Here is a 23,709-nt window from a genome sequence, read left to right on the forward strand (position 1 = left end):
AGCCAAGTTCTATTTAATCTAGTAAAGGCGGATTTTCGCCGGACAACATAATATCAGATAAGAAAGAGGAGTGAACTCCATTGCAACGCGAAATTCAAGTTAACGAAAAACTTCCATGGGGCCCAGGCTTTCTATTAAGTCTCCAGCATTTGTTTGCCATGTTTGGCAGTACAGTGCTAGTGCCTAACTTGTTCGGGGTCGACCCTGGAATGATTTTGCTTATGAATGGTATCGGTACATTGCTGTACATTTGGATCTGTCGCGGTAAAATCCCTGCGTACCTTGGTTCCAGCTTTGCCTTTATTGCACCGGTATTATCAGTACTCAGTCGTTACCCAAATGATCACATGAAAGGATACTCGCTTGCTTTGGGTGCTTTTATCGTCACTGGTATTATATTCGTGCTCGTGGCATTGATCATTCGTTATGCAGGAACCAAATGGATTGATGTTGTTTTCCCTCCAGCAGTAATGGGAGCTATCGTAGCTACGATCGGACTTGAACTTGTACCTGTTGCCGCACGAATGGCAGGACTTATTGCTCCTGAAGGCGTTGCAGTTGCAGACTGGACGCCAGATGGCAAAACAATCGCACTTTCTATGGTGACGCTTGGTGTAACTGTAATTGGAGCTGTACTCTTCCGCGGTTTTCCAAAAATCATTCACATCCTTATTGGTATCGTCACTGGTTATGGTTTAGCATATATTTTAAAAATGGTGGATACCGCTGCTATCTCTAATGCAAAATTTTTAGCGCATCCTTCCATTGTTACTCCTTCATTTGATTGGAATGTAATATTCACTATTATCCCGGTATCATTAGTTGTTATCGTTGAGCATATTGGACATTTACTTGTAACAAGCAATATTGTTGGCAGAGACTTGGCTAAAGATCCTGGACTTGATCGCTCCCTGATGGGGAACGGGATATCTACAATTATCTCCGGTTTTATCGGTTCTACTCCAAATACAACCTACGGTGAAAATATCGGGGTTATGGCGTTGACTAAAGTATATTCGGTATATGTAATCGGCGGCGCAGCGGTGATCGCTATTCTGCTTTCATTCTCTGGTACTTTCTCCTCTGTTATCGCTAATATTCCAACCCCTGTAATGGGCGGTGTATCCCTGCTGCTGTTCGGTGTAATTGCGGCTTCCGGATTACGTATTTTCGTTGAGCAAAAAGTTGATTTTTCCAAAGCTACGAACATGATCATGGCTACGTTGGTACTCGTTGTCGGAATCAGTGGTACAACCCTTACCATGGGCAACGTTAAACTAAGTGGTATGGCGCTGGCTACAATTGTTGGTATCGTTCTGGCTCTGTTCTTCAAACTCATTGAAGTGCTTGGACTGTCTAATGATGGCGGAGAAAGTGATAAAACTGCCCATTAATCGGTTGAAAAAATAGAATTTTAAAAAAGCTGCTCCAACATCCATTTTGAACTGTGACCGTATTTGTGGAAAGTTGAAAAAAGAAGACCTTTAAGAAGCAATTAATAGGTGACTCCTGAATTCATCGGGAGTCATCTTTTTTAATGTCCATTGATATCGCTCGGAGTTATAGTAGGCGATATAGTCATCAACCTTTGTTCGTAATTCCAAGAGAGTCATACATGTCTTGTACTCCAAATCATCCTTCAGATGGCCAAAAAAGCTCTCCATGGCGGCGTTATCCCAGCAGTTCCCTTTCCGTGACATGGACTGTGTAAACCCAGCTTCGCGTACGAGAAGGCGGAATCTAGGGTGAGTATAGTGCATTCCTTGATCCGAATGCAAAAGGGCTTCTGGATGAATATTGCCATCCAGTCGTTCAAGTAGTTTCTCCAGTGTTCGTTCTACAATTGGCATAGCCAATGAAGAAGAGAGGTAGTGAGCTAAAATTTGTCTCGTAGCCCCGTCTTTCACCACGGATAAATAAGCACATTGTCCATTACCATAATGCATATAGGTAATATCCGTCAGCAGCACTTTCTCAGGCTCTCCTTGGTCAAACTGGCGCTTGAGTAGGTTGGGACATGTTTGGTGCTCTTGTGTGGCTTTTGCCATCTTGCGATAGGGATTTGCTTGCCGGATCGTAGCAACAAGCTTATATTTTCGCATTAATCTTCGAATCTTTTTATGATTCATGATGATACCATTCTCCCGTTCCAGCCACATCTTCACGACCAATGCTCCAGCTTTACCATTCAAAGCGTCATAGTGTTTCTTGATAAGGAAAGCGTCTCGTTCGTCTGCCTTCTCTCGCAACTGTCTTGCTTCCTCAGCGACTTGCCAACGGTAATATCCGCTTAAGCTCACACAAGCTAGCTTACACAAATAACGCGTCATTCGCTGCAGACCGTGCTTACGTATCGTTTGGTTAATAATTTCGTAGCGCTCGGAGGGGGTCAACGTTTCCTCTGCATCTTCTGCTTTTCGAGCGCCTCCAGCTTTTTTAAGAAGTCGTTCTCCATCTCCAGAAGCTTGATTCGTGCTTCTGCACGTTTTAACTTTTCCTCGGTAGAAAGTTCCCCTGTCGGTCGTCTGCCCGGGGATCCTTTTCCTCGTTGTTCCTCTAGTAGTCCAGCCTCTCCCAGAGCATTATATGTATTACGCCAACGGGTTAGGCAATGCTTAGGCTTCTTGCGACCGATAATATCTAGGTTAAATCCTGCGCTAAGGAAGATCTCCATTGGGGCTTGGCCTTCCTTATAGGCCTTAACCGCAGCCAACTTAAACGTTGGTGAATAGGTAATACTCTTTTCCGTCACGTTCTCTACATTTGGATTGTTCTCTAGTTGTTTGATCTCATTTTCGTTGAATATCCTTGAGCTTCCTCTTGTTTTGTTATTCATGAAGGCTTCCTCCGTTATTTCGATATTTCGATTAAAACACAAAATGACCCGTAAGAGGGTCACTTTTTTCAAAGTTTCCATCTTACGGGTCACAGTTCATTTATGGACTTGGGCAGCTTTTTTTATTGACTCAGATACAAAACAGCAACTCTCCGCCAAAAGGCAGACAGCTGCTGTTATTATCTTACATTTTCCAATTAATGTTTAACTTCCACACTTTGCGTCTTTGCACTTTTCAGCATAATTCGAGAGCCGAATCCCCGTTTATTTCCCGGGAAAAGACAAACTTTACAAGATTAATCCTCGTAATTCACCAAGGAAAGAACTTCAACTCCAGAAAGCTTATTACGTCCAGCAAGCTCAACCAGCTCAATCAGAAAAGCAGCGCCTACCACTTTACCGCCAAGCTGTTCTACAAGGTTAACCGAAGTAGCAATGGTTCCACCAGTTGCCAATAAATCATCAGCGATCAATACTTTTTGACCAGGCTTGATAGCATCCGTGTGAACAGCAAGTGTGTCCTTGCCATACTCAAGATCATAACCTACCTCTATAGTCTCATATGGAAGCTTGCCGCTTTTACGAATCGGCACAAAACCTACTCCCATCGCATAAGCAAGAGGTGCTCCAACTACGAAGCCACGTGCTTCTGGTCCAGCGATAACGTCGATTTCCAAGTGCGCTACGAGAGCTTTCAACGCGTCAATCGCTTGGCGGTAAGCCTCCCCGTCTTTAAGCAATGTGGTGATATCTTTAAAACTAATACCTTCTTTAGGGAAATCAGGAATCACACGAATACTATCTTTAAAATCCAAATTTATCATCTCCTATAAGTTTTGTTAGCAAAGCTGCTTTGATTCAGATCGACAAAACTTGCTTCGTAAGCATACGTTTTGTTATATTGAGCGTTGCATTTTTATACACCGTTGGGTACGCTCAGCAGCTCATATTTGCATGGATTATGATACGCCTAAACGACGCGATAACATCCAGTCCTGTAACTCTGACAGACTGCCCTCCATGAAGTATTGCTCCATCTCCGCCATCTGTCCCAGTCGGACAAAATGACTCGATGCTGTCAGACTTTTGGCTACTGGCTGAGTAATAAACGCCACACTTCCCTGACTTCTTTTAATAAAATCAAGCTCCTCAAACACATCAAGCATGTTGTTAAGCATGCGGATACTTAACGAGGACTGGCGGCTTAACCGCAGCAAAACTTCGTTCTCAGGTGTTGCAACTGAGGTGATCGAAGCCAACAGTTTATATAGTATTTTGAAATGATCCCGTGTCGGAGTAATAAGTCGTTCTCGGCCATCCTTGATAGAATGCAATAACGCAATATTATCAGCATTAGGGAAGGTTTCGAGCAGCGCATCCAGTTGTTCAGGAGTCTCCGGCATATCCAGTAAGCATAACAGGGAGACATGCCCTGATTCCTGAAGGGGCTCATCCTTAACAGCAGCGCTAATGCCAGCTTCTTTATCATATACCCATAAAGACATTCCTATCAATTCACTTGCAGGCGTACTACGTCCGTTCTGAAACACTGCAGCAGCTCGATACGGACCCGCACCACTATAAGGAAGAAGTAGTTCTCTAATATGTGCGGCTTGCCGTACGGCGTCAGCAGCACCACGAAGATCGAATAACTGAGCATCCTGCACAGATAAATCCTGCAGCATCAGCTGTGATTTGCGTGAGCCATTCCATTCATTGATCGACAGCTCAGCTAACACGTTGATCGTAGTACCCGCCGGTAGCAGCCTGGATAAAGCGCCTTTACCAAACGCCAAGGCTTCAATGCTGTTTTTCCCCTGCTGCAATACAATCTTCAGGTGTTTTCCATCTTGGCCCATTGTACGTGTCTCTTTCACGGTAGCCCCACGAATAATAAACTTTGGCAACGGATTAGACATTCCGAATGGTGCAAGCCTTTCCAATTCTAACGCGGTCTGCAGTGATAAATCTGAGATTGACACCTCTGCATCAGCGGAAGCAACAGGAACGAAATGCTCTGGCGTTAACACCCCGGACGCATATTCGTTTAATGCTGCAGCAAAGGCTTCTAATCCATCCCGATGCAGGCTCATTCCCGCAGCGGCTGGATGACCTCCAAAATGATCCATTAAATCAGAACAAGAAGAAAGTGCAGCGTAGATGTCAAGTCCAGGAATGGAGCGAGCAGAACCTTTGCACATTCCGGTCTCTGGATGTATATCCAGAATGATCACAGGCCGATAATAACGCTCCAGCAGTTTGGAAGCCACTATACCTACCACACCTACATTCCAGCCATGATCAGCAAGAACAATGATGTCTGGGATTTCGCCACCCTGTGTCATCTGCTCCAGCTTGGCAGTAGCCTCAACAACAATTCTTTCTACCACCAATTGGCGTTCTTTGTTAAGCAGGTCAAGCTCTCCAGCTAGCTGCTCTGCCTCAGCCGCATGCTCGGTAGTGAGGAGGGACACAGCCCGTCCAGCATGGTCCAGGCGACCACTGGCATTGATGCGCGGCGCCATGCCAAAAGCGATATTGACCGCACTCACAGTGCTCATGTTCACACCGCTGACAGCGAGTAAGGCACGAATCCCCGGGAAACTTGAATGCCGCATACTTTCCAAGCCATTTCTAACAATCTCACGGTTTTCGCCAAGCAGCGGCATTAAATCCGCAACCGTTCCTATCGCTGCAATCTCTGCCCATTCTGTGGGAGTTTCTTCCCCTAGAATAGCCTGAGCAAGCTTATAAGCCACACCTACACCCGCTAATCCTTTGAACGGATAAGGGCAGTCTGGCAGCTTGGGATTAATAAGCGTATAGGCCTCTGGCAAAAGCTCAGGGGGTTCATGGTGATCCGTAACGATCACATCGATCCCCAGTTCATTAGCGTAAGCAACCTGATGATAAGCGCTAATGCCAGTATCTACTGTAATGATTAAGGAGACACCTTGCTGTAAAGCCCAATCCAGGGCATGATTATGCAGCCCATAACCCTCATTAGAGCGGTGTGGGATATAAATATCAAAGGAAGCGCCTAAATAGCGCAGCAGATGAATCATAAGCGCTGTGCTGGACACCCCGTCGGCATCATAATCGCCATAAATAAGAATATGTTCTTCATCTTTTAAAGCCTTTCTAATTCTAGGAACCGCTTCAGCCATTCCTTTGAGTAGGAACGGATCATGCTGTTCTTCCTCACTGCCATCCATGAAGCTTAGAGCTTCATGAGGCGTGTTCATTCCTCTATTTACTAATAGTGAGGATAAGAGTGGAGAAATAGAAAGGCTCCGGGCCATATCCCTAACTGTGTCGGGATTGGCTGCCGGAGATTGCCATCTTGTTTTTGAATAAAGCAATAGAACTCACCTTTCTCTCACCTTGCAAACTACTGAAGCAACGTAGGAATATCATTATCCGGCAATTCATAATTGCTTTTGTACGGATAGCCGGGATCATAAGGAACAACGTCCATATGCACCTCACCGACATGAACAAACCGGTGCTGCAGCAGCTTCCTAGCGCATTCCGAAATATCCTGTGCTTCCATCACCGTAATCCGCGGATTCACACTGATCTTCACTTGAAGATTCACATAATTCCCTTGCTCAAGTGCCTTCAGATGTTCTACGCGAATGACGCCATGAACACGTTGCACCGTTTCAATAAAATTAGCGGCTTCCTCCGAAGGAAGCTCCTGCGCATTTTTAGTGTTAATAGAGCTAGCAATGAGTGAATAACCTTTACGAAGAATTAAAACTCCGGTTAAGAGTGCGGCAATAGGATCCATATAAGATAGAGGATGCCAATAGGTGCCACCCATGGATAACGAAATTCCGACTAATACTGTGATAGATGTATATAAGCTGAAACGATGACTATTAACATATGCAGCGTGACTGCCATCACCTATTTTTTTAAAGTAGCGATATTGATATTGAAATACAGCTTCTTTAAAAACTATAGATACTAAGACGGTTACAAACGCCAGCTGTCCGTGTGTAGATGATTTTCCATCCGTTAAGTCGCGGATTGCAGAGAATGCGATCTGCAGTCCCCCCATAAGAATAAATACCGAAAAAAGTATAGCCAACAGCGGCTCCTTAGTGCCCCGCCGTTCTTCGATCCGTTGCTTACTCTTTCTCCCTTGCTCAGAGCGCCACGGAAGAATATCCGCCAGTTTGGCTGCTGCGTCTGCTCCGGAATACAAAGCATCCCCCATTAATGCCTTGCTCCCTGAAATATAGCCAAAACTCCCCTTAGCTACTGCCAAAGTAACATCGCTAATGATCCCTGTCCAAGCAACCGTCTCGCTTTGCGGTGATCGTTCTTTATTCATACGAGGCCCTCCTTACCAATAGCAAGTAATCTCATGATGATTCAATACACATGACATGACCCTAAAGATTTCGAAAGCCGCGTCGCATTTGACGCGGCTTTCTTAAACGTATAAGAAAAGTAGAACTTCGATGCTAATTTCTTCTAACCTTTATTCGGGCTGCTCTTCACTTTAACCTTCTCACGCTTTTTAAGCACTAACCAGAGTGGACTGGCAATAAAGATGGAAGAGTAAGCTCCGAAGAGCAAGCCGATTACCATCGCAAGCGAGAACATCTTAATCGACTCGCCTCCGAACAATAACAGGAAGAACGCCGCAATGAATACGGTAAATGCGGTATAGAGAGAACGCATAAGCGTTTGAGCCACACTTTTATTCACAAGGTGTTTCAAGTCTTCATAAGTTTTCTGTTTACCAAAACGTAAATTCTCACGGATACGGTCAAAAATAACGATCGTATCATTAATGGAATAACCGATAATCGTAAGCACCGCTACAATGAAAGTCAAATCCACTTCCAAACGGAAGATAGAGAAGAGCGCGACTACGATAAAGGCATCATGGAGCAAGGCCACAATCGATGCCACGGCGAAACGCCATTCAAAACGAATACTTACATAAATAATAATCCCCAGACAAGAAATCAGAACTGCATAAATAGCATTACGTGCCAATTCTTTAGCCATTTCAGTGTCCACGGTGTTAATCTCAAACGATGCTTTGTCATCCAGCTTAAGGATTTCAGCTTTTAGAGACTCATCTTGAGCCTCATCAAGAACTTCGTCATAGCGAATATTCACACGCTGATCACCAAACGAAATCGTTGGTTCATGATCGACATCGATTGCACTAGTTGCAGTCTTAACCTGATCCAAGTTCAAATTCTTGGATAGGGAGATGTCCACATTAGATCCAGCTTTGAAGTCAACGCTGTAATTCAGGCCAAATGTCGCCAGGAATATCAATCCTGCTACTGTCAATGCGATAGAGAAAATATAGAAATATTTACTCAAATGTACGAAATCAAGCTCTTTCTTAAAGCGCACGGATTTCACTCTCCTTAACACCGAAGCTCTTCGGTTTGTTCAGCTTACCCGCTTTGACAAGCTGGCTAAGCAACCAGTGGGAGAAATAAAGATTCGTGGCGATACTCAGCACGATTTCTACAATCAGCACCAATGCAAAGCCTTTGACCGCACCTGTACCGAAGGCAAACATAACTGCTGCCACAATAATAGTAGTCACATTGGAGTCCATTACTGTCCGGAAAGAGGATTTATTCCCCGCTTTAACGGAGGACAGTATACTTTTTCCACTGCGCATTTCTTCCCTTATCCGTTCGTTGGTAATGATATTGGCATCGACCGCCATACCTATACCCAGAATAAATGCGGCTATACCAGGCAGCGTCAAGGTGAAGTCTGCGAAGACGAAGACCGCAATTAGCGCCCATGTATGCAAGAGCAAGGCAAAACTAGCCAAAAGACCTGGCAAACGATACATTCCGATCATGAAAATAAGGATAATCACAGAAGCCAGCAGACCTGCTCGAATCGTTTGATCAAGCGATTGCTTACCCAGGGTAGCACCCACACTTTGGGAATATTTCTCCGTCAGCTTCAGTGGCAATGCACCTAGGTTAATAGTGTCTGCAAGTTCACGTGCTTCCTTAATTGTATAGTTACCCGAAATAGAAGCACTGCCATCGGTAAGTACTGCTTGTACCGTAGGGTCAGATAATTTGTTCTCATCCAAGTAAATTGCGAGATTCTTTCCTAAGAGACGTTTAGTAATCTCTGCAAATTTGTCCTTGTCCTTAATCTTGATGCTGATGATTGGCTGATTCAGGTTATCCCGTCCAACTTCTGCAGCACCTTCAACAAAATCACTACCTACCAGTTCGATTTTGCTGTAAGTTCCCTCAGCGTCACCTTCAGCAGCACTACGGAAAGTCAGAACTGCAGGTTCCTTCATTTTTTTACGAACCTCGGCTTCATCCGTTACGCCCGCAATTTTCAAACGGATACGGTCCGTACCTTCAGTAGTTACCTCTGGTTCACTTGTTCCGAGCGCATTCGCCCGTTTTTCTAAGCTTTCCGCTGTCTTCAGCAGAGAAGCTCGGGACAATGCTGCTCCCGCTTCCATAGGCTCAGCATGATACAAAATCTCAAATCCGCCTTTCAGGTCAAGACCAAGTCTAACCTTGTCCAGCAGTCCAGGAGTAGTAAATGCCATAACGCCTGTCAAAACGAGCACGGTAATAAAAAAGCCCATTAGTCTCTTCATGCTCTAGCTAGTTCCCCTTTCATTAACTCAATATTCCTATTATAGCTACACGCGAAATGACCGTCAATTCACAGCATTGATAGAGCTATACTCACACAAAGAAACGGCCGCCCCTGCTTAAATCAGCAAGACATCCGTTTTAATAGGAGATGTGGAGTTATTATTCTCTTACTTTACTGCTTTATCAGGCAGTTCGCAAAAAGAAATATGTGGTTTATTGTTCAGTTCAACCCCCGATAGGCCGCAATAGTCAAATAATTCATGTAACTATTGGCTTTCAAGGAATAAATGTCGTTTACCAGCTTATGTAGGGGAGGCAAGCCTTCCTTATCATAATTACGGCTGATGCAATCCCAAATATCCTTGCTGGTTACATACTCATAGCCGAGGAGCCGGAATTCTTCAGCTTTGCTGCGGCACATGGCTTCGATTTCTTCACTATGTTGATCATGATTCCACTGTTCCGATTCCACGTGTTGACACCTCCAAAGATCGCTCATGTTCGTATGCTCACCATAGATATTCGACTCTTGTTCTTCGCTTTCCTTCTTCCGTCACAAAAAGTTAAAGCTACTAAAACAAGGCATGCCGAGATAGGGGTATAGCATATCCATAAGAATAGACAAGTTCGCCAGCGTTTTATTTCATTTTGGGAAGAAGGCGTGACCTTTGAAGAAACAGAGCTTTATACAAGGAACTTTAATCTTGCTAGCCGCCGGCATCATTAATCGGATGCTTGGATTTATTCCCCGGATTGCTTTACCACGTATTATCGGAGCAGAAGGTGTGGGACTGTATCAGCTCGCATATCCTTTTTTTCTCGTGCTGGTTACTGTGATTACAGGCGGGATTCCACTGGCGATAGCCAAGATGGTAGCGGAAGCAGAAGGAGAGAATCGGCCAGAAAAATCACGGCTGATTTTACGTACTGGACTTGCCCTTAGTGTTGGACTTGCAATCTTCTTTACATTGGTTGCTATGATAAGCGCCTCATGGGTCTCTAATGTTATCTTAACAGACCATAGAGTTTATTATACGTTTATTGCCATGATCCCAATGATTGGGATCGTCGCCGTATCTGCAATCTACCGTGGTTATTTCCAAGGAAAGCAAAACATGATTCCATCGGCGCTCTCCTCCATCTTCGAATCTTTAGTTCGAATATTCTTTATGCTCTGGTTCTCCTGGTTGTTGCTTCCCAAGGGTATTGCTATGGCGGCGGCTGGAGCGATGTTAGGTGTGACGGTAGGAGAAATTGGCGGAATGTTAGCGATTCTGTGGCAATATTATGTCATTACTAAAAAAGATAAAAAGCAGACAAATCCGACTCCAGAGCAACCCGTTCTTGAGTCAGAGGTTATCCCATCTGATCCAGATGGTGTGAAAGCCAACATCCCCATATTACGGCGCTTATTAGGCATATCTATTCCCGTTACAGCAAGTCGGCTTGTGGGCTCTTTTTCATATCTGCTGGAATCTATTATTACAGTGCGCAGTCTCGCCTTGGCAGGTATAGCCACTTCTGCCGCTACAGCCCAGTACGGGTCTTTACAAGGGATGGTTATTCCCTTATTGCTGCTGCCCGGGGCACTGACCTCGTCACTTGCTGTATCTCTGGTTCCTTCCATATCAGAAGCTGCCGCAAGAAAGGACTTGCCTACCATTCACAAGCGTATGCATCAAGCGTTGCGGCTTGCGCTGGTAACAGGTGCCCCATTTGCTGTTCTTATGTATATCCTGGCGGTCCCGCTTTGCAATTTGTTATATGGCAACGCGGATACAGCCCCTATGCTGAAGCTTATGGCTCCGTTCGCCTTGTTCATCTATGTTCAAGCTCCCTTACAAGCTACGCTGCAAGCTATGGATCGACCGGGCAGGGCACTCATCAACACCTTGATTGGAGCAGTAGTCAAAATAATTCTGATTGTAATACTGGCATCCCAACCTGAATATGGAATTTACGGCGCTATCATAGCCATTATTGTGAACAGCATTTTGGTTACGTTACTACACGGATACAGTGTAGTCAGTCTCATATCATTATCTTTAAGAGTAACCGAAACCGTAAAAACCTTATGTGCAATGCTCATTATGGGAGCGGGCGTGCATTATGTATACACTTCCATTCCCATTGCAGATGTACAATGGATTCAATTTTTATTTGCCTCTGCGATAGGAATGGTCCTGTATTTTGGAATCAGTCTGTTAGCTGGCCTTATCTCACTGCGTGATTTGGACCGTCTGCCGTTTATCAAACGCAGGCTCTAAAAGGTTATCTGTTGTCCAAACGGTCGACATAAATTCTGCCCTTATGATCTATGGAGCATAGAAATACATCTTTGAAATCAGATACTCCCTTTTGGCGAATTTGAGTTCTTAGCCAAAATCTGGTTTTTCCAATCATCTCTAAATTCTGATCCTGCACCTTTCCATCCATAATCAGAGGGATTGGAAGTCCTTCATACCTGATCTTATTCTTCGGCAGTTCTATCTTACGGTTCTTGTTCCCTTTATTATCGTCACTCTTTTTATGCTCAGCAGCTGCACTGCTATTGCCTGATTGGTTAGAGGATGAACTCCCCTTCTCTTTCTCGAATACGGTTAGCTGTCCACTAGGCTCCAGGATCGCAAATTCCACGTCAGCAGGACTGGCGATGTTCTGTCCACGCAATTGCTGCAGCAGATCATCAATATTATATCTCTGCCTACGCATTTCGCCCCGGTGCAGCTTGCCTCCAGAAATGAGTATGCTCGGTTTGCCGTCCATTAAAAGTCTGAGCTTTCTGCTCTTAAGACTGAGTTGAGCCACAATTACCTGTATCAACACCAATGTTGCCATCGGAACGACTCCTTCATAGATCGGCCGATTGATATCCTCAAGCACAAAAACAGCAATCTCGGCAATCATGATGGAGATCGTTAAATCAAATACAGACAGCTTACCTATTTCCCTCTTCCCCATGATGCGCATACACAGGAATATGAAGAAATACATCAGCACGGTCAAGAAAATATGGGTAGAGATATGCTGGAACATATAGCTTCGCTCCCCTCCATTCTCACCCGCAGACTTGTTTCCTCGGGTGGATTAATGTAACCCTATTCTGACCGCTCTGTGCAGGGAACATTCGGAAGCCGGCATATTAATTAATGGTAAAAAGGCTGCAATGCCCTTTCTTGTACTATTGGGGCAAGCCATCCCATACAATGAATAATAACTATGTTGATTCTTTTTTCTCAAAAAAACTTTAGGAGGTTGTACCATGTATTTAATCCGGCGCATGTTCTCGTGGAGAATAGCCAATCCTGTGTTATCTGGCCTATGTCGATCATTCCTTTGGATGCTGATGGGTGCGTTTGTCCTCTCTCTTTTGTTATGGGGCAGCAGTCTGAAGGAGCAGGATCTCTCAATGTACACATACATTGTACACGGCATAGCTGCAGCATTCGGAGGACTAACCGCCGGTCGCAGAGCCACGAGCAAAGGCTGGTATCAAGGAAGTCTTACAGGAGCATTTTATGGGATTATCGTTCTGTTAATCGGTTTTTTGGCACTGGATAGCGCACCATCTGGCGTAGATCTGCTATGGGTTCTCGCAGCTGCAGCAATTGGCGCTCTCGGCGGAATGTTTGGCGTTAATTTACAAAAAAGCTAAAATTATAATTCCATTAAATTCGAAACATTCCTTGAAAATATGTTAAACTGTGATCATCTGACTTCATTAAGAGATCAAGGAGGCTTCGATTGCTTTGTTTTACCAATCAATGAACCATATTGTTTTGTACACAGTTGCATTAGTAGTGATATTAGTATGGATTGGCTCTAAACGTAATCCAATCATGGCATTGGTTGAAATTGGGAAAGAGATGCTGCGATCTTATAAGTTTTTGTTGCTGATTGCAGGAATGTTTGGCGTATTAGCCATAAATAAATATGAACTGCAAATTGAACAAAAAATGCATCTTACCTCTGATTATACGCCATTTATATTTGGCCTAGAGGGTCATTTTGTCCAAGCCGTTCAGGATATATTCTACAGTCCATGGTTAACACCGATCATCGTCTTTTTCTACATTTTCATGCTTCAATCCGTTCTAGCAGCTTCATTAGGGGTATATCTGTTAGATAAAAACCGGGTGATGTTATACGCAACCTGTTATGCTATTATTATCAACTATGCCTTGGCGATTCCATTCTATCTTTACTTCCCGGTAAACGAGGTTTGGTCCTATCTGCCGGCAGGCGTCAAATTTACTATGCTGGATGTATTTCCGAAATTCGAACAGGAATATAGACCACTATCCGGTCTAAATAACTGCTTCCCGAGTCTACATACGTCCATATCTGTTACAATGGCACTTCTGGCCTTCCGTTCAGGGAACCGCCGCTGGATGGTCATCACTAGTATTTCCGCAGTTGTAATCGTCTTTGGAATCTTCTATCTGGGCATTCATTGGCTTACAGATATGATTGGTGGAACCTTGCTAGCTGTACTAGCCTCTACAGTTGGCGTTCAACTCGCCAAATTAACTTTGCGGGGACGTGAAGAATCGCTTACCGTTCCGAGCCGCGTAACAAATGTACGTTAAAGTTAAACTGCTAAATCGTAATAACCTTAAAGATCAAAAAAGCGGTGTCCTCTCCAATGAGAAGACACCGCTTTTTATGTACTTAAATAACAAGTCTATACTTTCTCTTCGACATCCGTCGCCACAGCGTGGCTGATGGAACCGCGATCAAAAGTCAGCTTAGTTACATCGTTGACCCGCAGAACCACAATATCATCGGAAATCTCCATGATCGTACCGTGAAGTCCTCCAATAGTAACGATTTTATCGCCCTTTTTCAGAGCTTTCAACATTGCGTTACGAGTTTTGGTCTTCTTTTGTTGCGGACGAATCAGCAAGAAGTAGAATACTACAAACATAAGGACAAAGGGACCTACCAGGCCTAGTATGCTACCTCCACCACCTGCGCCAGCTGCATATTGAAACGATTGAATCATATTTCTCCCCCCTTTCAAAGTACATTAAAGCATGACTCATAAATCAAACCCTAAAAGCCTTTAAGATTATCATATAATCCGTATTTGGCAAAAAACTCATCGCGAAAATCAAGCAGCCGATCTTCCTTGATGGCTTCACGCACTTTACGCATTAAATCCAACAAGAAGTGCAAATTGTGGTATGTCGTCAATCTAAGTCCGAAGGTTTCATCGGCTTTGATTAGATGGCGCAAATAAGCGCGGGAATAATTCCGGCATGTATAGCAATTGCACTCCGGATCAAGCGGCCCAAAATCACGGGCATACTTAGCGTTGCGTACAACGAGTCTTCCCTGACTGGTCATCGTTGTTCCATTACGGGCAATACGAGTAGGCAAGACACAGTCGAACATGTCCACTCCTCGGATTGATCCTTCCAGCAGCGCATCCGGTGAACCCACGCCCATCAAATAGCGAGGTTTGCCTTGTGGCAGCAGGGGAACTGTATAATCCAGCACTTCATACATTAGCTGCTTGGACTCTCCGACGCTGAGCCCCCCAATAGCATACCCCGGGAAATCCATGGAAGTCAAATCAGCCGCGCTCTGACGGCGCAGATCTTCATACATGCCCCCTTGCACGATAGCAAAAAGACCCTGATCGTTAGGACGAGCATGACTTTTCAGGCAACGTTCTGCCCAGCGCGTGGTGCGCTCCAGTGATTTTTTCACATAATCATACTCAGCCGGGAATGGAGGACATTCATCAAATGCCATCATTATATCTGAACCCAGGGAGTTCTGAACCTCCATCGCTACTTCCGGAGACAGGAATTTCTTATCCCCATTTAGATGGGAACGGAAATGAACTCCTTCTTCCGTAATCTTGCGCATGTCGCTTAACGAGAATACTTGAAACCCGCCGCTGTCTGTCAGAATCGGACGATCCCAGTTCATGAACTTGTGCAGTCCACCAGCTTCACGAACAATATCATGGCCTGGTCTTAGAAACAGATGGTAAGTATTGCTCAAAATAATATGGGCATCCATCTCTTTCAGCTCTTCAGGACTCATAGTCTTGACTGTAGCTTGTGTGCCGACTGGCATAAATGCTGGTGTCTCAATCACACCATGTGGAGTGTGGACTCTTCCAAGTCTGGCTCCGGATTGTTTGCACGTTTTGATGTGCTCATAAGTAATTGCTGCCATAAGTTAACCCATCCTCTTACCTTAATAAATAAACATTGCATCTCCAAAGCTAAAGAATCGGTACTTCTGCTCTATCGCTTCTTCATAAGCAGCTAGAATATGTTCCCGACCTGCCAATGCGCTAACCAACATAACCAAAGTAGACTTTGGCAGGTGGAAATTGGTAATTAGCGCATTTACTACACTGAACTTATACCCTGGATAGATAAAAATATCCGTCCAGCCACTGCATTCCACAAGCGGCCCACCTTCACATTGTCTTCCGACCGTTTCAAGTGTCCGACAAGACGTTGTGCCAACTGCAATAATACGGCCACCTCGTGCCTTAGTAGCATTTATGGTATCTGCCGTCTCTTGAGACATTACGAAGTACTCAGAATGCATAACATGCTCTTCAACCTTCTCTACAGACATCGGACGAAAAGTACCGAGACCTACATGAAGGGTGATATAAGCGATATTTACACCCTTAGCCTCAATCTGTTCCAGCAATTCTTGGGTAAAATGAAGCCCTGCGGTAGGCGCAGCGGCCGATCCCTCATGCCGAGCATACACAGTCTGATATCGTTCACGATCATCCAGTGTTTCCTTAATATAAGGTGGCAGCGGCATCGTTCCCAGCCTGTCCAGAATCTCCTGAAAAATACCCTGATATATGAAACGAAGCGTACGGCCGCCCATATCAGCTTCGTCCTCGATAACGGCACGAAGCTCATCGCTAAAGATGATCACTGCGCCTGTCTTGAGCTTTTTCCCTGGCTTTACAAGTGCTTCCCAGCGATCATCCCCAAGATTCTTCAGGAGGAGCACTTCCGCCTTAGCACCAGTATCTTCTTTCACTCCAAACAATCTAGCTGGAATGACTCTCGTATCATTTAGAACAAGCGTGTCTCCGGGATTAAAATAATCAATAATATCGGTAAAATGCCGGTGAGCCAGCTCTCCATCCTCCTTATTCACTAGAAGCAGTCTAGAAGCACTGCGATCAGCGAGAGGTGTCTGGGCAATCAATTCTTCCGGCAAATGAAAATCATAAGCATCTACATTCATGGTCTGTCTTCATTCCTTAACTATAGTAACGTTCTTATAATAGTGTTGCAATATTTGCTTGTAATCATACCCGCTGTCTGCCATGCCTTTCACGCCCCACTGCGACATGCCTAGACCATGGCCGTTGCCTTGCCCAATGAACAGAAAGCCCGAGCTGTTAGTGATCACTCTGGCCGCAGAATCTCCACCCATCACTACAGTTCCACTGCCATTCACATTAACCTTCCCCGATGCGGAAAGCACACCAGCACTTTGCGAGCTACTAATTGTGGCGGTAGCGCCGTCAGCGCCTAATACAGTATAACTTCCGGGTGCCACAATATCAAACAAAGTACTAGGTAATCCATTAAACGCGGAGCGGAACATATCAGGATATTTCACATTCAGAGCCTGACCATTAGCTTTCACCTGAATCGCTCTTCCAGAAGGACCGCGCTGGGTGACCTGCAGGTTAGAGATACTGGAAGGGAGCGTGCTTGTTGTTTTGCCCTGCAAGCTTTTTAGAAGTTCAGCAGAGGTATACGGCCCTTTGATCCAGCTATAGCTGCCAGACTCATATACTTTATCCAGAGCCACAGCGTTCTCACCCGGATTCAGCTTTCCGACTGCACTAACACTGCTCTCAATAACTGGCAGAGGACGTATATTCACATCTTTGGTTGTAGCGGTAACTATATCGAGTCCGGCAGCAGTTTTGCTGCCGGTTAATTTAATATTATCTTCACGTGCATAACCAGAGGTACCATTCGCAAGCATAACATAGTACCACTTCTTAGCAGCAGCAGCCGAAACATCTTCAACGCTTGGAACACTAGCAAATACATCGCCACCATTCGCCCAAACCTCTGAAGGGTCAGCTGTCATACCACCACTATTGGAAGAAAATACAGCCTCAACAACTTTACCACCGCTCATCAGCACTTCACCAGCAGTAGTATCTACAGCTTTGATAATGGAGGGAGCTTCAGACCCGATTCCGTTATATACCTGACTAAGAGTGGTATCTACTACATTCGCTACATCAAAACGGTTGCCTTGCGACAGCGCATAGCTGCGGGCGGCGACAGCCTGAGCTTTTAGCGCTTCTTCTGGCCAGCTGGAGGAAACCTCTCCTCCCACTACGGCATACAAGTATTGCTCCAGCGGCACTACATTAATTACAGCCAGCGATCCGCTCAAATTGCTCAGTTCCAAATTTCCGCGATATGTACGCTTGGATCTTTCCACTAACTGAATCCCAGCCTCGCTGCCTGCCGCAAGAAATTTAGCATTGCTTCCAGAAACCAGATAATGATCGGCTTGAGTTTCACTGCTAAAATCCAGCCCGGCATCCTTACGCAGTATTAATCCGGGCGAGGTGGCCACAGAAACCGTAAATTGTGGTGCAGCAGTAGACACAGCGGCCTGAACAGCTGTTAAATCACTATCGTTGGCAGCTTCGCCTACCCATACCTCGACTTGTGCACTGCCGTCGTTTCCTGCCAGAAACACCTTCCAAGCATCTAAACCAGCTGCAGTGAGGCTATTAAGCGCCACATCTGCTTCCTGCTCCGAAGAATAGCGGCCAGCTGATAGATGCTTATTGCCTTTCACCGCTGGGGTTTGGTCAGCAGGAATGCTCAGCCCTGCTTTGACTACACGGGTAAGCCCATCCTTGGCAGCTGCTTCACTAGCATAGACGCCCGTGTACAACTGATACACAGTCGCTCCATTTCTGGAGATTGCAAAAATCTGCGGTTTATCGGAGGTGGATTGGAGCTTTTTAGCTGCATCCGCTGCTGTCTGCCAGCTTGAAGCCTCCATCACCTTAACTCTATATCCGTCCAGACTTATACGAATTTGCTTCTGTCCTGGGACAGATACCAAAGGAGCACTTCCTGCTTGATCCGACAGCAAAGTAAAGCTTTGCGTTGATTGCAGTGTTACTGCTGGCACAGTGGATTTATATTTACTTCCAATATCAGCATAAAGAGCAACTCGTATCGTGCTATTAGAATCGGCATGACTGGCACCCGCAGGGATCAGGAAACTTCCTACAGCAAGCGCAGCCGCAAGCAATCCTTTGCTTAGCGGGGCGACCCCTCTCCATTTCCTCTTCGTATGCTTCATCCAGCATCCTCCTTTATAATTGTAGTGACGAACTAGTGCTGCTCCGGAGGGAGCGGAAGCCCTAAATGATGATAAGCGGCCGGGGTTACAATTCTTCCACGCGGACTCCGCTGCAAGAAACCTATCTGCAGCAGGTACGGCTCATATACGTCCTCAATCGTCTGACTTTCCTCACCAATCGTAGCTGCAATCGTATCCAGTCCTACAGGACCGCCGCGAAAGCTTGAAATCATAGCACTTAACATCTTGTGGTCAATACTGTCCAGCCCACGCGGGTCCACCTGAAGCATCTTCAATGCTTCCCCAGAAATTTCAGGAGTTATAATTCCATCTCCGCGCACTTGAGCAAAATCACGGACCCGCTTCAATAAGCGGTTGGCAATCCGCGGCGTTCCCCGCGAACGAAGTGCAATCTCTTCTGCTGCATCGCCAACAATCTCAATGCCTAGAAGATCCGCATTTCGAGATACAATGTAACTCAGCTCATCTATGTTATAGAATTCCAGGCGACTGACCACTCCGAAACGATCACGCAGTGGCGCAGACAATAGTCCTGCCCGGGTTGTGGCACCTATCAGTGTGAACGGCGGCAAATCCAATCGTACCGAACGGGCACTTGGCCCTTTGCCGATCATGATATCCAGCGCGAAATCCTCCATCGCAGGATACATAACCTCCTCGACCGTGCGGTGCAAACGGTGAATCTCATCGATGAAAAGCACGTCGCCTTCCTGCAGATTCGTCAGCAGAGCGGCAAGATCGCCTGGACGCTCTATCGCAGGGCCGGAAGTTGTTCGCAGGTTCACACCCAGCTCATTGGCGATAATATTAGCGAGCGTTGTTTTGCCGAGACCCGGAGGTCCGTACAGCAGCACATGATCCAGCGCTTCGCTTCTCATTTTGGCCGCTTCTATATATACTTTCAGGTTTTCTTTCACCTGAGTCTGGCCGATATATTCTCCCAGATAACGAGGGCGCAAGCTTAGTTCTACCGCCTGCTCATCCATCATCAAATTCGCGGATATAATCCGGTCATCCATTTCCTATCGCTCCCTTTCTTTAGGATGTGTACGGCTTTACTTAGCTATATATAGCAGCCCTAGTGCTTTCTTCATCAGCACATCTACAGTTCCTGTCTCTGCTCCCTCTTTCTTCAAAGCGAGCCACACGCGGTCCAATTCGCTTTCGGTATAACCCAGCCCCTTAAGCGCATCCCGCGCCTCTTGCCAGGCCAATCCGTCCGTTGCCTCTTCCGTTGGCACTGCAAACAATCCCGTTTGCATTGAAGCCATACTGAGTCCGTCCAGCTTGTCCTTCAAATCAAGGATCATACGCTGTGCTGTCTTTTTGCCAATGCCCGGCAGTTTCGTTAAGAACGTTATATTCTCTTGATAAATCGCTGAAATCAACTGATCCGGTGTTCCACCTGTCAGGATTCCAAGCGCAACCCTAGGACCGATGCCAGATACCTCTATCAGCTTGCGGAACAATTTTTGTTCCTCACGAGTCGGGAACCCAAATAATAGCGTAGCGTCCTCACGTGTTTGGTAATGAATATAGATCGTTACAGGTCCTTCTACTTTGGCAAAAGCATAAGGATTCGGGCAGAATACCCGGTATCCTACTCCCTGCACATCCAGCACCACATATTCCGACTCCAAATGAACAACGGGTCCTCTTAAGAAATCTATCATTTTCGCAATACCTCATTTAATTTAGAATTAAGACTGCTCGAATGGGCATGACATACCGCTACCGCCAGCGCATCCGCCACATCATCGGGTTTCGGAATCGCCGATAGCTTCAGCAGCAGCTTCACCATTTCCTGGACCTGCCGTTTCTCAGCCTTACCATAACCCACAACAGCCTGCTTTACCATCATAGGTGTATATTCCGAGACGGGGAGACCCCGCTGTACTGCAGCTAATATAGTCACACCGCGGGCCTGCGCCACTGGCAATGCTGTAGTAACGTTGCGAGCGAAAAACAGCTTTTCTATCGCCACAGCATCGGGTTTATATTTATCAATGAGCTGACCCATGCCTTCATAGACATGCAGCAGTCGTTCTTCCTCAGGCGTATGAGCCTCAGTCTGAATACAACCATATTGGACGGGGGTCAGTTTATGTCCTTCCTTATCTACAAAGCCAAAGCCGACGATCGCCAGCCCCGGATCAATTCCCAAAATACGCAAACATGATCTCTCCTCTATAACAGGCAGATTATTCCACCGTTTTCATCCATTCCTCCGCCATGAAGCGAACATATGTATTCCTTCTAACCATTATAGCAAAAATCCCCCTTGCGGGAGAAAAAAAGTTTACCGTTTGCAGCGAAATGGCAACTTTAGGCCTACAGCTTAGACTCTTCCCCGTTTCATTTCACACAAAAAAGCTGCCCTCAGCCATTAATAATGACTTTTGGACAGCTTATCAAATCTATTGCTTGTTCTGCATGACATGCTCAGCAGCTTCGCGGGCATAATCACTGAAGGTAGACAGCACACTGTTGTACTCTTCAATATCCTGAACACGAATCCCCTCGTGAAGCTCTTTCCAAATATTTTCCGGCAATGAGGATTTCAGGGAACCCATATCCATTTGAAAAAAAGTCTTCAGTACCTTTTCCTGAACTGGCGGACCTTTAAACAAGGTCAAATTCCCAAACGCATCTACACCAATATAGGCTTCTTTTTTTATCATTGTCGATAAATCATTCACTTTTTGTTCCAGCCACAAATCCCCTTCTGAACTAATCCAACCGCTCCATTCAGGGTGTTCATTGATTATAGTCTTCAGCTGAAGCGGGTTCTTTACGCCCGGCAACGTCTGAATCTCTTCTCCGGACACATAGGTTGTTTTTAAATGAACGGTTCTGCTGAGCCCACTTTGGGAGATGGTTTGCAGCAGTTGTTCGTTATTTAAAGTGCCCTTCTCTTTTGCCTCATCACTGTCCTCGCCTACTTTAAAGACAGCTGCGGCTAACTCACTATCGGCACTATCCGCCCAGCTAGAATTCGTCAGCAGTCCACTGATTTCCTCAGGTACCTGCATACTGCGCCAAGCCAGTACAGTAAAAGCTATACAAGCAGCTCCTACCCAAAGCGCCTTTTTCCAACGTCTCCATCGCCGCCAAAGTTGTTTTTTTAAGCGAAACGCGTTCACGTTAATCCCTTCATTCTGGTTTTTCCCTATTGTGACCTAAGAAGGGAGCATTTATGCGCTTTTCTGTGAATAATCGACATTTCTCCAAAAATACAAGGTTGACCTTGCAGTATGGTTCAAGGTTTATGGTGTAAGTCTGGAAGGGCGATTCTGGGGAGAGGTTTCACATACCGGCCTTAGGTGATACCTATTTCATGACGATCGACCATTTTTTCCACCAAAGCTTTTGCTTTGCCAATAGACTATTTAGTTCTTAGTGTGCTATGCCATTGAATTGGGCGTTTGGGATGGTGGCGATGTAGGCGTTCTGCGTTTGCGTGATGGGGGGATGCGTTCTGCGTTTGCGCGTTGTGCGGAGTGGATCTAAAACTAATTAGTTATGATGAACGAAAGGCAGCCCCTGTTTCGCACACCGTAGGTTAAAATGGAAGTTAAAAGGACAACCATTACAGAGCTACATGCGAAAGGAGCTGTTACTATGAAGAATACCATAAAATACGTCGGTTTGGATGTGTCTAAAGAAAAAATTGCGGTGGCGATTGCAGATGAGGGTCGGGAACCCGCACGATATTATGGAGCCATCCCCCATACCCCAGATGCAGTGGCTCGAATGATTCGGAAACTCAAAGGTTCAGGGATTACACTGGAGGTCTGCTATGAAGCCGGGCCTACGGGGTACGACTTATACCGCTGGTTGACGAAGATGGGAATTTCCTGTGTGGTAATTGCACCTTCGCGTATGCCACAGCGTCCCGGAGATGCCATAAAAACCGACCGACGGGATGCAGAAAAACTGGCTCAGTTACACCGGGCTGGAGAATTGACTGCGATCTATGTGCCAACGCCAGAACTCGAAGCTTTACGAGATCTCATTCGTGCACGAGAAGATGCTAGGCAAGACCTACATCGGGCTCGGCAACGGCTCATTCATTTTCTATTGCGCCACCAAATTCACAAGCCAGAGGGTATGAAAAAACGCTGGACCAAAAGGTACCGGGAATGGCTCTCTATGCTGAAGTTTAATAATGTAGCTCAAGAACGGGTATTTACCGAATCCCTGCAACAGCTCCGGGAAGTGGAGGAGCGAATCAAGCGACTTGAAGCCGCAATGCGAGAAGAAGCACAGATCTGCCCTTACGCACCTGTCATTCAAGCGTTGCAAGGCCTGAGGGGAATCGCCCTGCTGACAGCTATGACTTTAGTTGTCGAGATTGGAAATTTCGAACGTTTTCGTTCACCGGCTCAGCTCATGAGTTACCTGGGACTCGTGCCACGGGAATATTCCTCGGGAGCAAGTACCAAAAGAGGGAGTCTTACAAAAGTCGGAAATTCCGGAGTGCGGCGCGCACTGGTGGAGTCCGCATGGAGTTACCGTCACCGCCCTGCCGTCAAGGGAGATTTAGCAGTGCGTCTTGAGGGCCAGAGTATTCATGTCCATGAAACGTCGTGGAAAGCCCAAGAACGGTTACACAGCAAGTATTTAAAATTAGTCAGACGCGGGAAACACCGAAATTTAACCATGGCAGCAGTGGGTCGTGAGTTAATTGGATTTATCTGGTCGATTGCGGTAGAGGCAGAACGAAAAATGGCGTAGGTGAAACGAAAAAAAATAAAAACATACCCAAAAGATTTGAATCCTTGGGGCATGGAGACAAAGAGAAAGGTTCGAGGAGAATCCGTGAATTCCCTGTGCACAGGATCCCTGATCTAACGTGCGAAATTAGTTTAC

21 protein-coding genes are annotated in these 23,709 nt (G+C 45.8%); 5 read left to right on the forward strand and 16 right to left on the reverse strand.

The genetic code is table 11. The features are described 5' to 3' along the window. Window positions 1-80: 80 nt before the first annotated feature. Entirely contained in the window at window positions 81-1,394 is a 1,314-nt protein-coding gene (uraA, locus tag NSQ66_RS23650; RefSeq protein ID WP_038572987.1) for a uracil permease, read from the forward strand. 90 nt (window positions 1,395-1,484) lie between these two features. On the opposite strand, the gene NSQ66_RS23655 is transcribed toward uraA, so the two are convergent. The 7 genes from NSQ66_RS23655 to NSQ66_RS23685 form a co-directional block, all read right to left on the reverse strand. Next, a protein-coding gene (locus NSQ66_RS23655) for an IS3 family transposase (RefSeq protein WP_141118633.1) occupies window positions 1,485-2,836 on the reverse strand; the annotation gives its coding sequence in 2 pieces (ribosomal slippage) (window positions 1,485-2,449 and window positions 2,449-2,836; 1,353 coding nt in all). Window positions 2,837-3,132: 296 nt separating this feature from the next. Then, a complete protein-coding gene (locus tag NSQ66_RS23660; protein ID WP_036677647.1) occupies window positions 3,133-3,651 on the reverse strand; it encodes an adenine phosphoribosyltransferase in 519 nt (172 codons plus the stop codon). Window positions 3,652-3,795: 144 nt separating this feature from the next. Then, entirely contained in the window at window positions 3,796-6,198 is a 2,403-nt protein-coding gene (recJ, locus tag NSQ66_RS23665) for a single-stranded-DNA-specific exonuclease RecJ (RefSeq protein WP_038572989.1), read from the reverse strand. 29 nt (window positions 6,199-6,227) lie between these two features. After that, window positions 6,228-7,178, reverse strand: coding sequence for a cation diffusion facilitator family transporter (locus tag NSQ66_RS23670; RefSeq protein ID WP_036677651.1), 951 nt, complete (start codon window positions 7,176-7,178; stop codon window positions 6,228-6,230). Window positions 7,179-7,321: 143 nt separating this feature from the next. Beyond that, complete coding sequence (gene secF / locus NSQ66_RS23675; protein WP_051490986.1) at window positions 7,322-8,224, reverse strand: protein translocase subunit SecF; 903 nt, start codon at window positions 8,222-8,224, stop codon at window positions 7,322-7,324. Further along, on the reverse strand, window positions 8,214-9,464 hold the full coding sequence (gene secD, locus NSQ66_RS23680; protein WP_036677653.1) for a protein translocase subunit SecD: 1,251 nt from the start codon (window positions 9,462-9,464) through the stop codon (window positions 8,214-8,216). The genes secF and secD overlap by 11 nt, the downstream gene beginning before the upstream one ends. Before the next feature lie 221 nt (window positions 9,465-9,685). Beyond that, window positions 9,686-9,937: a post-transcriptional regulator gene (locus NSQ66_RS23685; RefSeq protein WP_036677655.1), complete on the reverse strand. Its 252-nt coding sequence runs from the start codon at window positions 9,935-9,937 to the stop codon at window positions 9,686-9,688. A gap of 196 nt (window positions 9,938-10,133) precedes the next feature. On the opposite strand from NSQ66_RS23685, the gene spoVB reads away from it, so the two are divergent. Further along, complete coding sequence (gene spoVB, locus NSQ66_RS23690; protein WP_076141539.1) at window positions 10,134-11,732, forward strand: stage V sporulation protein B; 1,599 nt, start codon at window positions 10,134-10,136, stop codon at window positions 11,730-11,732. A 4-nt stretch (window positions 11,733-11,736) separates the two neighbouring features. Here spoVB and NSQ66_RS23695 read toward each other — a convergent pair whose 3' ends face one another. Further along, window positions 11,737-12,501 (reverse strand): DUF421 domain-containing protein, encoded by a 765-nt coding sequence (locus NSQ66_RS23695; RefSeq protein ID WP_036677658.1) that lies wholly within the window; start codon window positions 12,499-12,501, stop codon window positions 11,737-11,739. 226 nt (window positions 12,502-12,727) lie between these two features. On the opposite strand from NSQ66_RS23695, the gene NSQ66_RS23700 reads away from it, so the two are divergent. Together NSQ66_RS23700 and NSQ66_RS23705 are read left to right on the forward strand one after the other, a co-directional pair. After that, the gene (locus tag NSQ66_RS23700) at window positions 12,728-13,120 is read left to right on the forward strand and encodes a TIGR04086 family membrane protein (protein WP_036677660.1); all 393 of its coding nucleotides are present in this window, start codon (window positions 12,728-12,730) and stop codon (window positions 13,118-13,120) included. A gap of 94 nt (window positions 13,121-13,214) precedes the next feature. After that, window positions 13,215-14,054: a phosphatase PAP2 family protein gene (locus tag NSQ66_RS23705; protein ID WP_254924631.1), complete on the forward strand. Its 840-nt coding sequence runs from the start codon at window positions 13,215-13,217 to the stop codon at window positions 14,052-14,054. Between the two features lie 95 nt (window positions 14,055-14,149). On the opposite strand, the gene yajC is transcribed toward NSQ66_RS23705, so the two are convergent. The 8 genes from yajC to NSQ66_RS23745 form a co-directional block, all read right to left on the reverse strand. Then, entirely contained in the window at window positions 14,150-14,470 is a 321-nt protein-coding gene (yajC, locus tag NSQ66_RS23710; protein WP_038572999.1) for a preprotein translocase subunit YajC, read from the reverse strand. A 50-nt stretch (window positions 14,471-14,520) separates the two neighbouring features. Further along, window positions 14,521-15,657, reverse strand: a complete 1,137-nt coding sequence (gene tgt, locus NSQ66_RS23715) for a tRNA guanosine(34) transglycosylase Tgt (RefSeq protein WP_036677666.1) — start codon at window positions 15,655-15,657, stop codon at window positions 14,521-14,523. A gap of 21 nt (window positions 15,658-15,678) precedes the next feature. Further along, window positions 15,679-16,707, reverse strand: coding sequence for a tRNA preQ1(34) S-adenosylmethionine ribosyltransferase-isomerase QueA (queA, locus tag NSQ66_RS23720; RefSeq protein WP_038573001.1), 1,029 nt, complete (start codon window positions 16,705-16,707; stop codon window positions 15,679-15,681). A gap of 9 nt (window positions 16,708-16,716) precedes the next feature. Next, window positions 16,717-18,816 (reverse strand): SpoIID/LytB domain-containing protein, encoded by a 2,100-nt coding sequence (locus tag NSQ66_RS23725; RefSeq protein ID WP_076141538.1) that lies wholly within the window; start codon window positions 18,814-18,816, stop codon window positions 16,717-16,719. A 32-nt stretch (window positions 18,817-18,848) separates the two neighbouring features. After that, window positions 18,849-19,856: a Holliday junction branch migration DNA helicase RuvB gene (ruvB, locus tag NSQ66_RS23730; RefSeq protein ID WP_036677672.1), complete on the reverse strand. Its 1,008-nt coding sequence runs from the start codon at window positions 19,854-19,856 to the stop codon at window positions 18,849-18,851. Window positions 19,857-19,892: 36 nt separating this feature from the next. After that, the gene (ruvA, locus tag NSQ66_RS23735; RefSeq protein WP_036677675.1) at window positions 19,893-20,510 is read right to left on the reverse strand and encodes a Holliday junction branch migration protein RuvA; all 618 of its coding nucleotides are present in this window, start codon (window positions 20,508-20,510) and stop codon (window positions 19,893-19,895) included. Next, complete coding sequence (gene ruvC / locus NSQ66_RS23740; RefSeq protein ID WP_036677679.1) at window positions 20,507-21,010, reverse strand: crossover junction endodeoxyribonuclease RuvC; 504 nt, start codon at window positions 21,008-21,010, stop codon at window positions 20,507-20,509. The genes ruvA and ruvC overlap by 4 nt, the downstream gene beginning before the upstream one ends. A gap of 244 nt (window positions 21,011-21,254) precedes the next feature. Beyond that, window positions 21,255-21,980, reverse strand: a complete 726-nt coding sequence (locus NSQ66_RS23745) for a BofC C-terminal domain-containing protein (RefSeq protein WP_036677682.1) — start codon at window positions 21,978-21,980, stop codon at window positions 21,255-21,257. Between the two features lie 478 nt (window positions 21,981-22,458). Between NSQ66_RS23745 and NSQ66_RS23750 the strand changes: the two genes are divergently transcribed. Then, complete coding sequence (locus NSQ66_RS23750) at window positions 22,459-23,574, forward strand: IS110 family transposase (protein WP_036683961.1); 1,116 nt, start codon at window positions 22,459-22,461, stop codon at window positions 23,572-23,574. Window positions 23,575-23,709: the final 135 nt, after the last annotated feature.

Origin of the sequence: Paenibacillus sp. FSL H3-0329 (assembly GCF_037963285.1) — a bacterium.
Lineage (GTDB): Bacteria > Bacillota > Bacilli > Paenibacillales > Paenibacillaceae > Paenibacillus_AQ > Paenibacillus_AQ odorifer.

What these genes read in the sequence shown, in the direction of transcription:
- NSQ66_RS23670 (WP_036677651.1), bottom strand. Translation starts at nt 7,178, where the DNA reads ATGAATAAAGAACGATCACCGCAAAGCGAGACGGTTGCTTGGACAGGG.
- secD (WP_036677653.1), bottom strand. Translation starts at nt 9,464, where the DNA reads ATGAAGAGACTAATGGGCTTTTTTATTACCGTGCTCGTTTTGACAGGC.
- NSQ66_RS23695 (WP_036677658.1), bottom strand. Translation starts at nt 12,501, where the DNA reads ATGTTCCAGCATATCTCTACCCATATTTTCTTGACCGTGCTGATGTAT.
- NSQ66_RS23700 (WP_036677660.1), top strand. Translation starts at nt 12,728, where the DNA reads ATGTATTTAATCCGGCGCATGTTCTCGTGGAGAATAGCCAATCCTGTG.
- yajC (WP_038572999.1), bottom strand. Translation starts at nt 14,470, where the DNA reads ATGATTCAATCGTTTCAATATGCAGCTGGCGCAGGTGGTGGAGGTAGC.
- tgt (WP_036677666.1), bottom strand. Translation starts at nt 15,657, where the DNA reads ATGGCAGCAATTACTTATGAGCACATCAAAACGTGCAAACAATCCGGA.
- queA (WP_038573001.1), bottom strand. Translation starts at nt 16,707, where the DNA reads ATGAATGTAGATGCTTATGATTTTCATTTGCCGGAAGAATTGATTGCC.
- NSQ66_RS23725 (WP_076141538.1), bottom strand. Translation starts at nt 18,816, where the DNA reads ATGAAGCATACGAAGAGGAAATGGAGAGGGGTCGCCCCGCTAAGCAAA.
- ruvB (WP_036677672.1), bottom strand. Translation starts at nt 19,856, where the DNA reads ATGGATGACCGGATTATATCCGCGAATTTGATGATGGATGAGCAGGCG.
- ruvA (WP_036677675.1), bottom strand. Translation starts at nt 20,510, where the DNA reads ATGATAGATTTCTTAAGAGGACCCGTTGTTCATTTGGAGTCGGAATAT.
- NSQ66_RS23750 (WP_036683961.1), top strand. Translation starts at nt 22,459, where the DNA reads ATGAAGAATACCATAAAATACGTCGGTTTGGATGTGTCTAAAGAAAAA.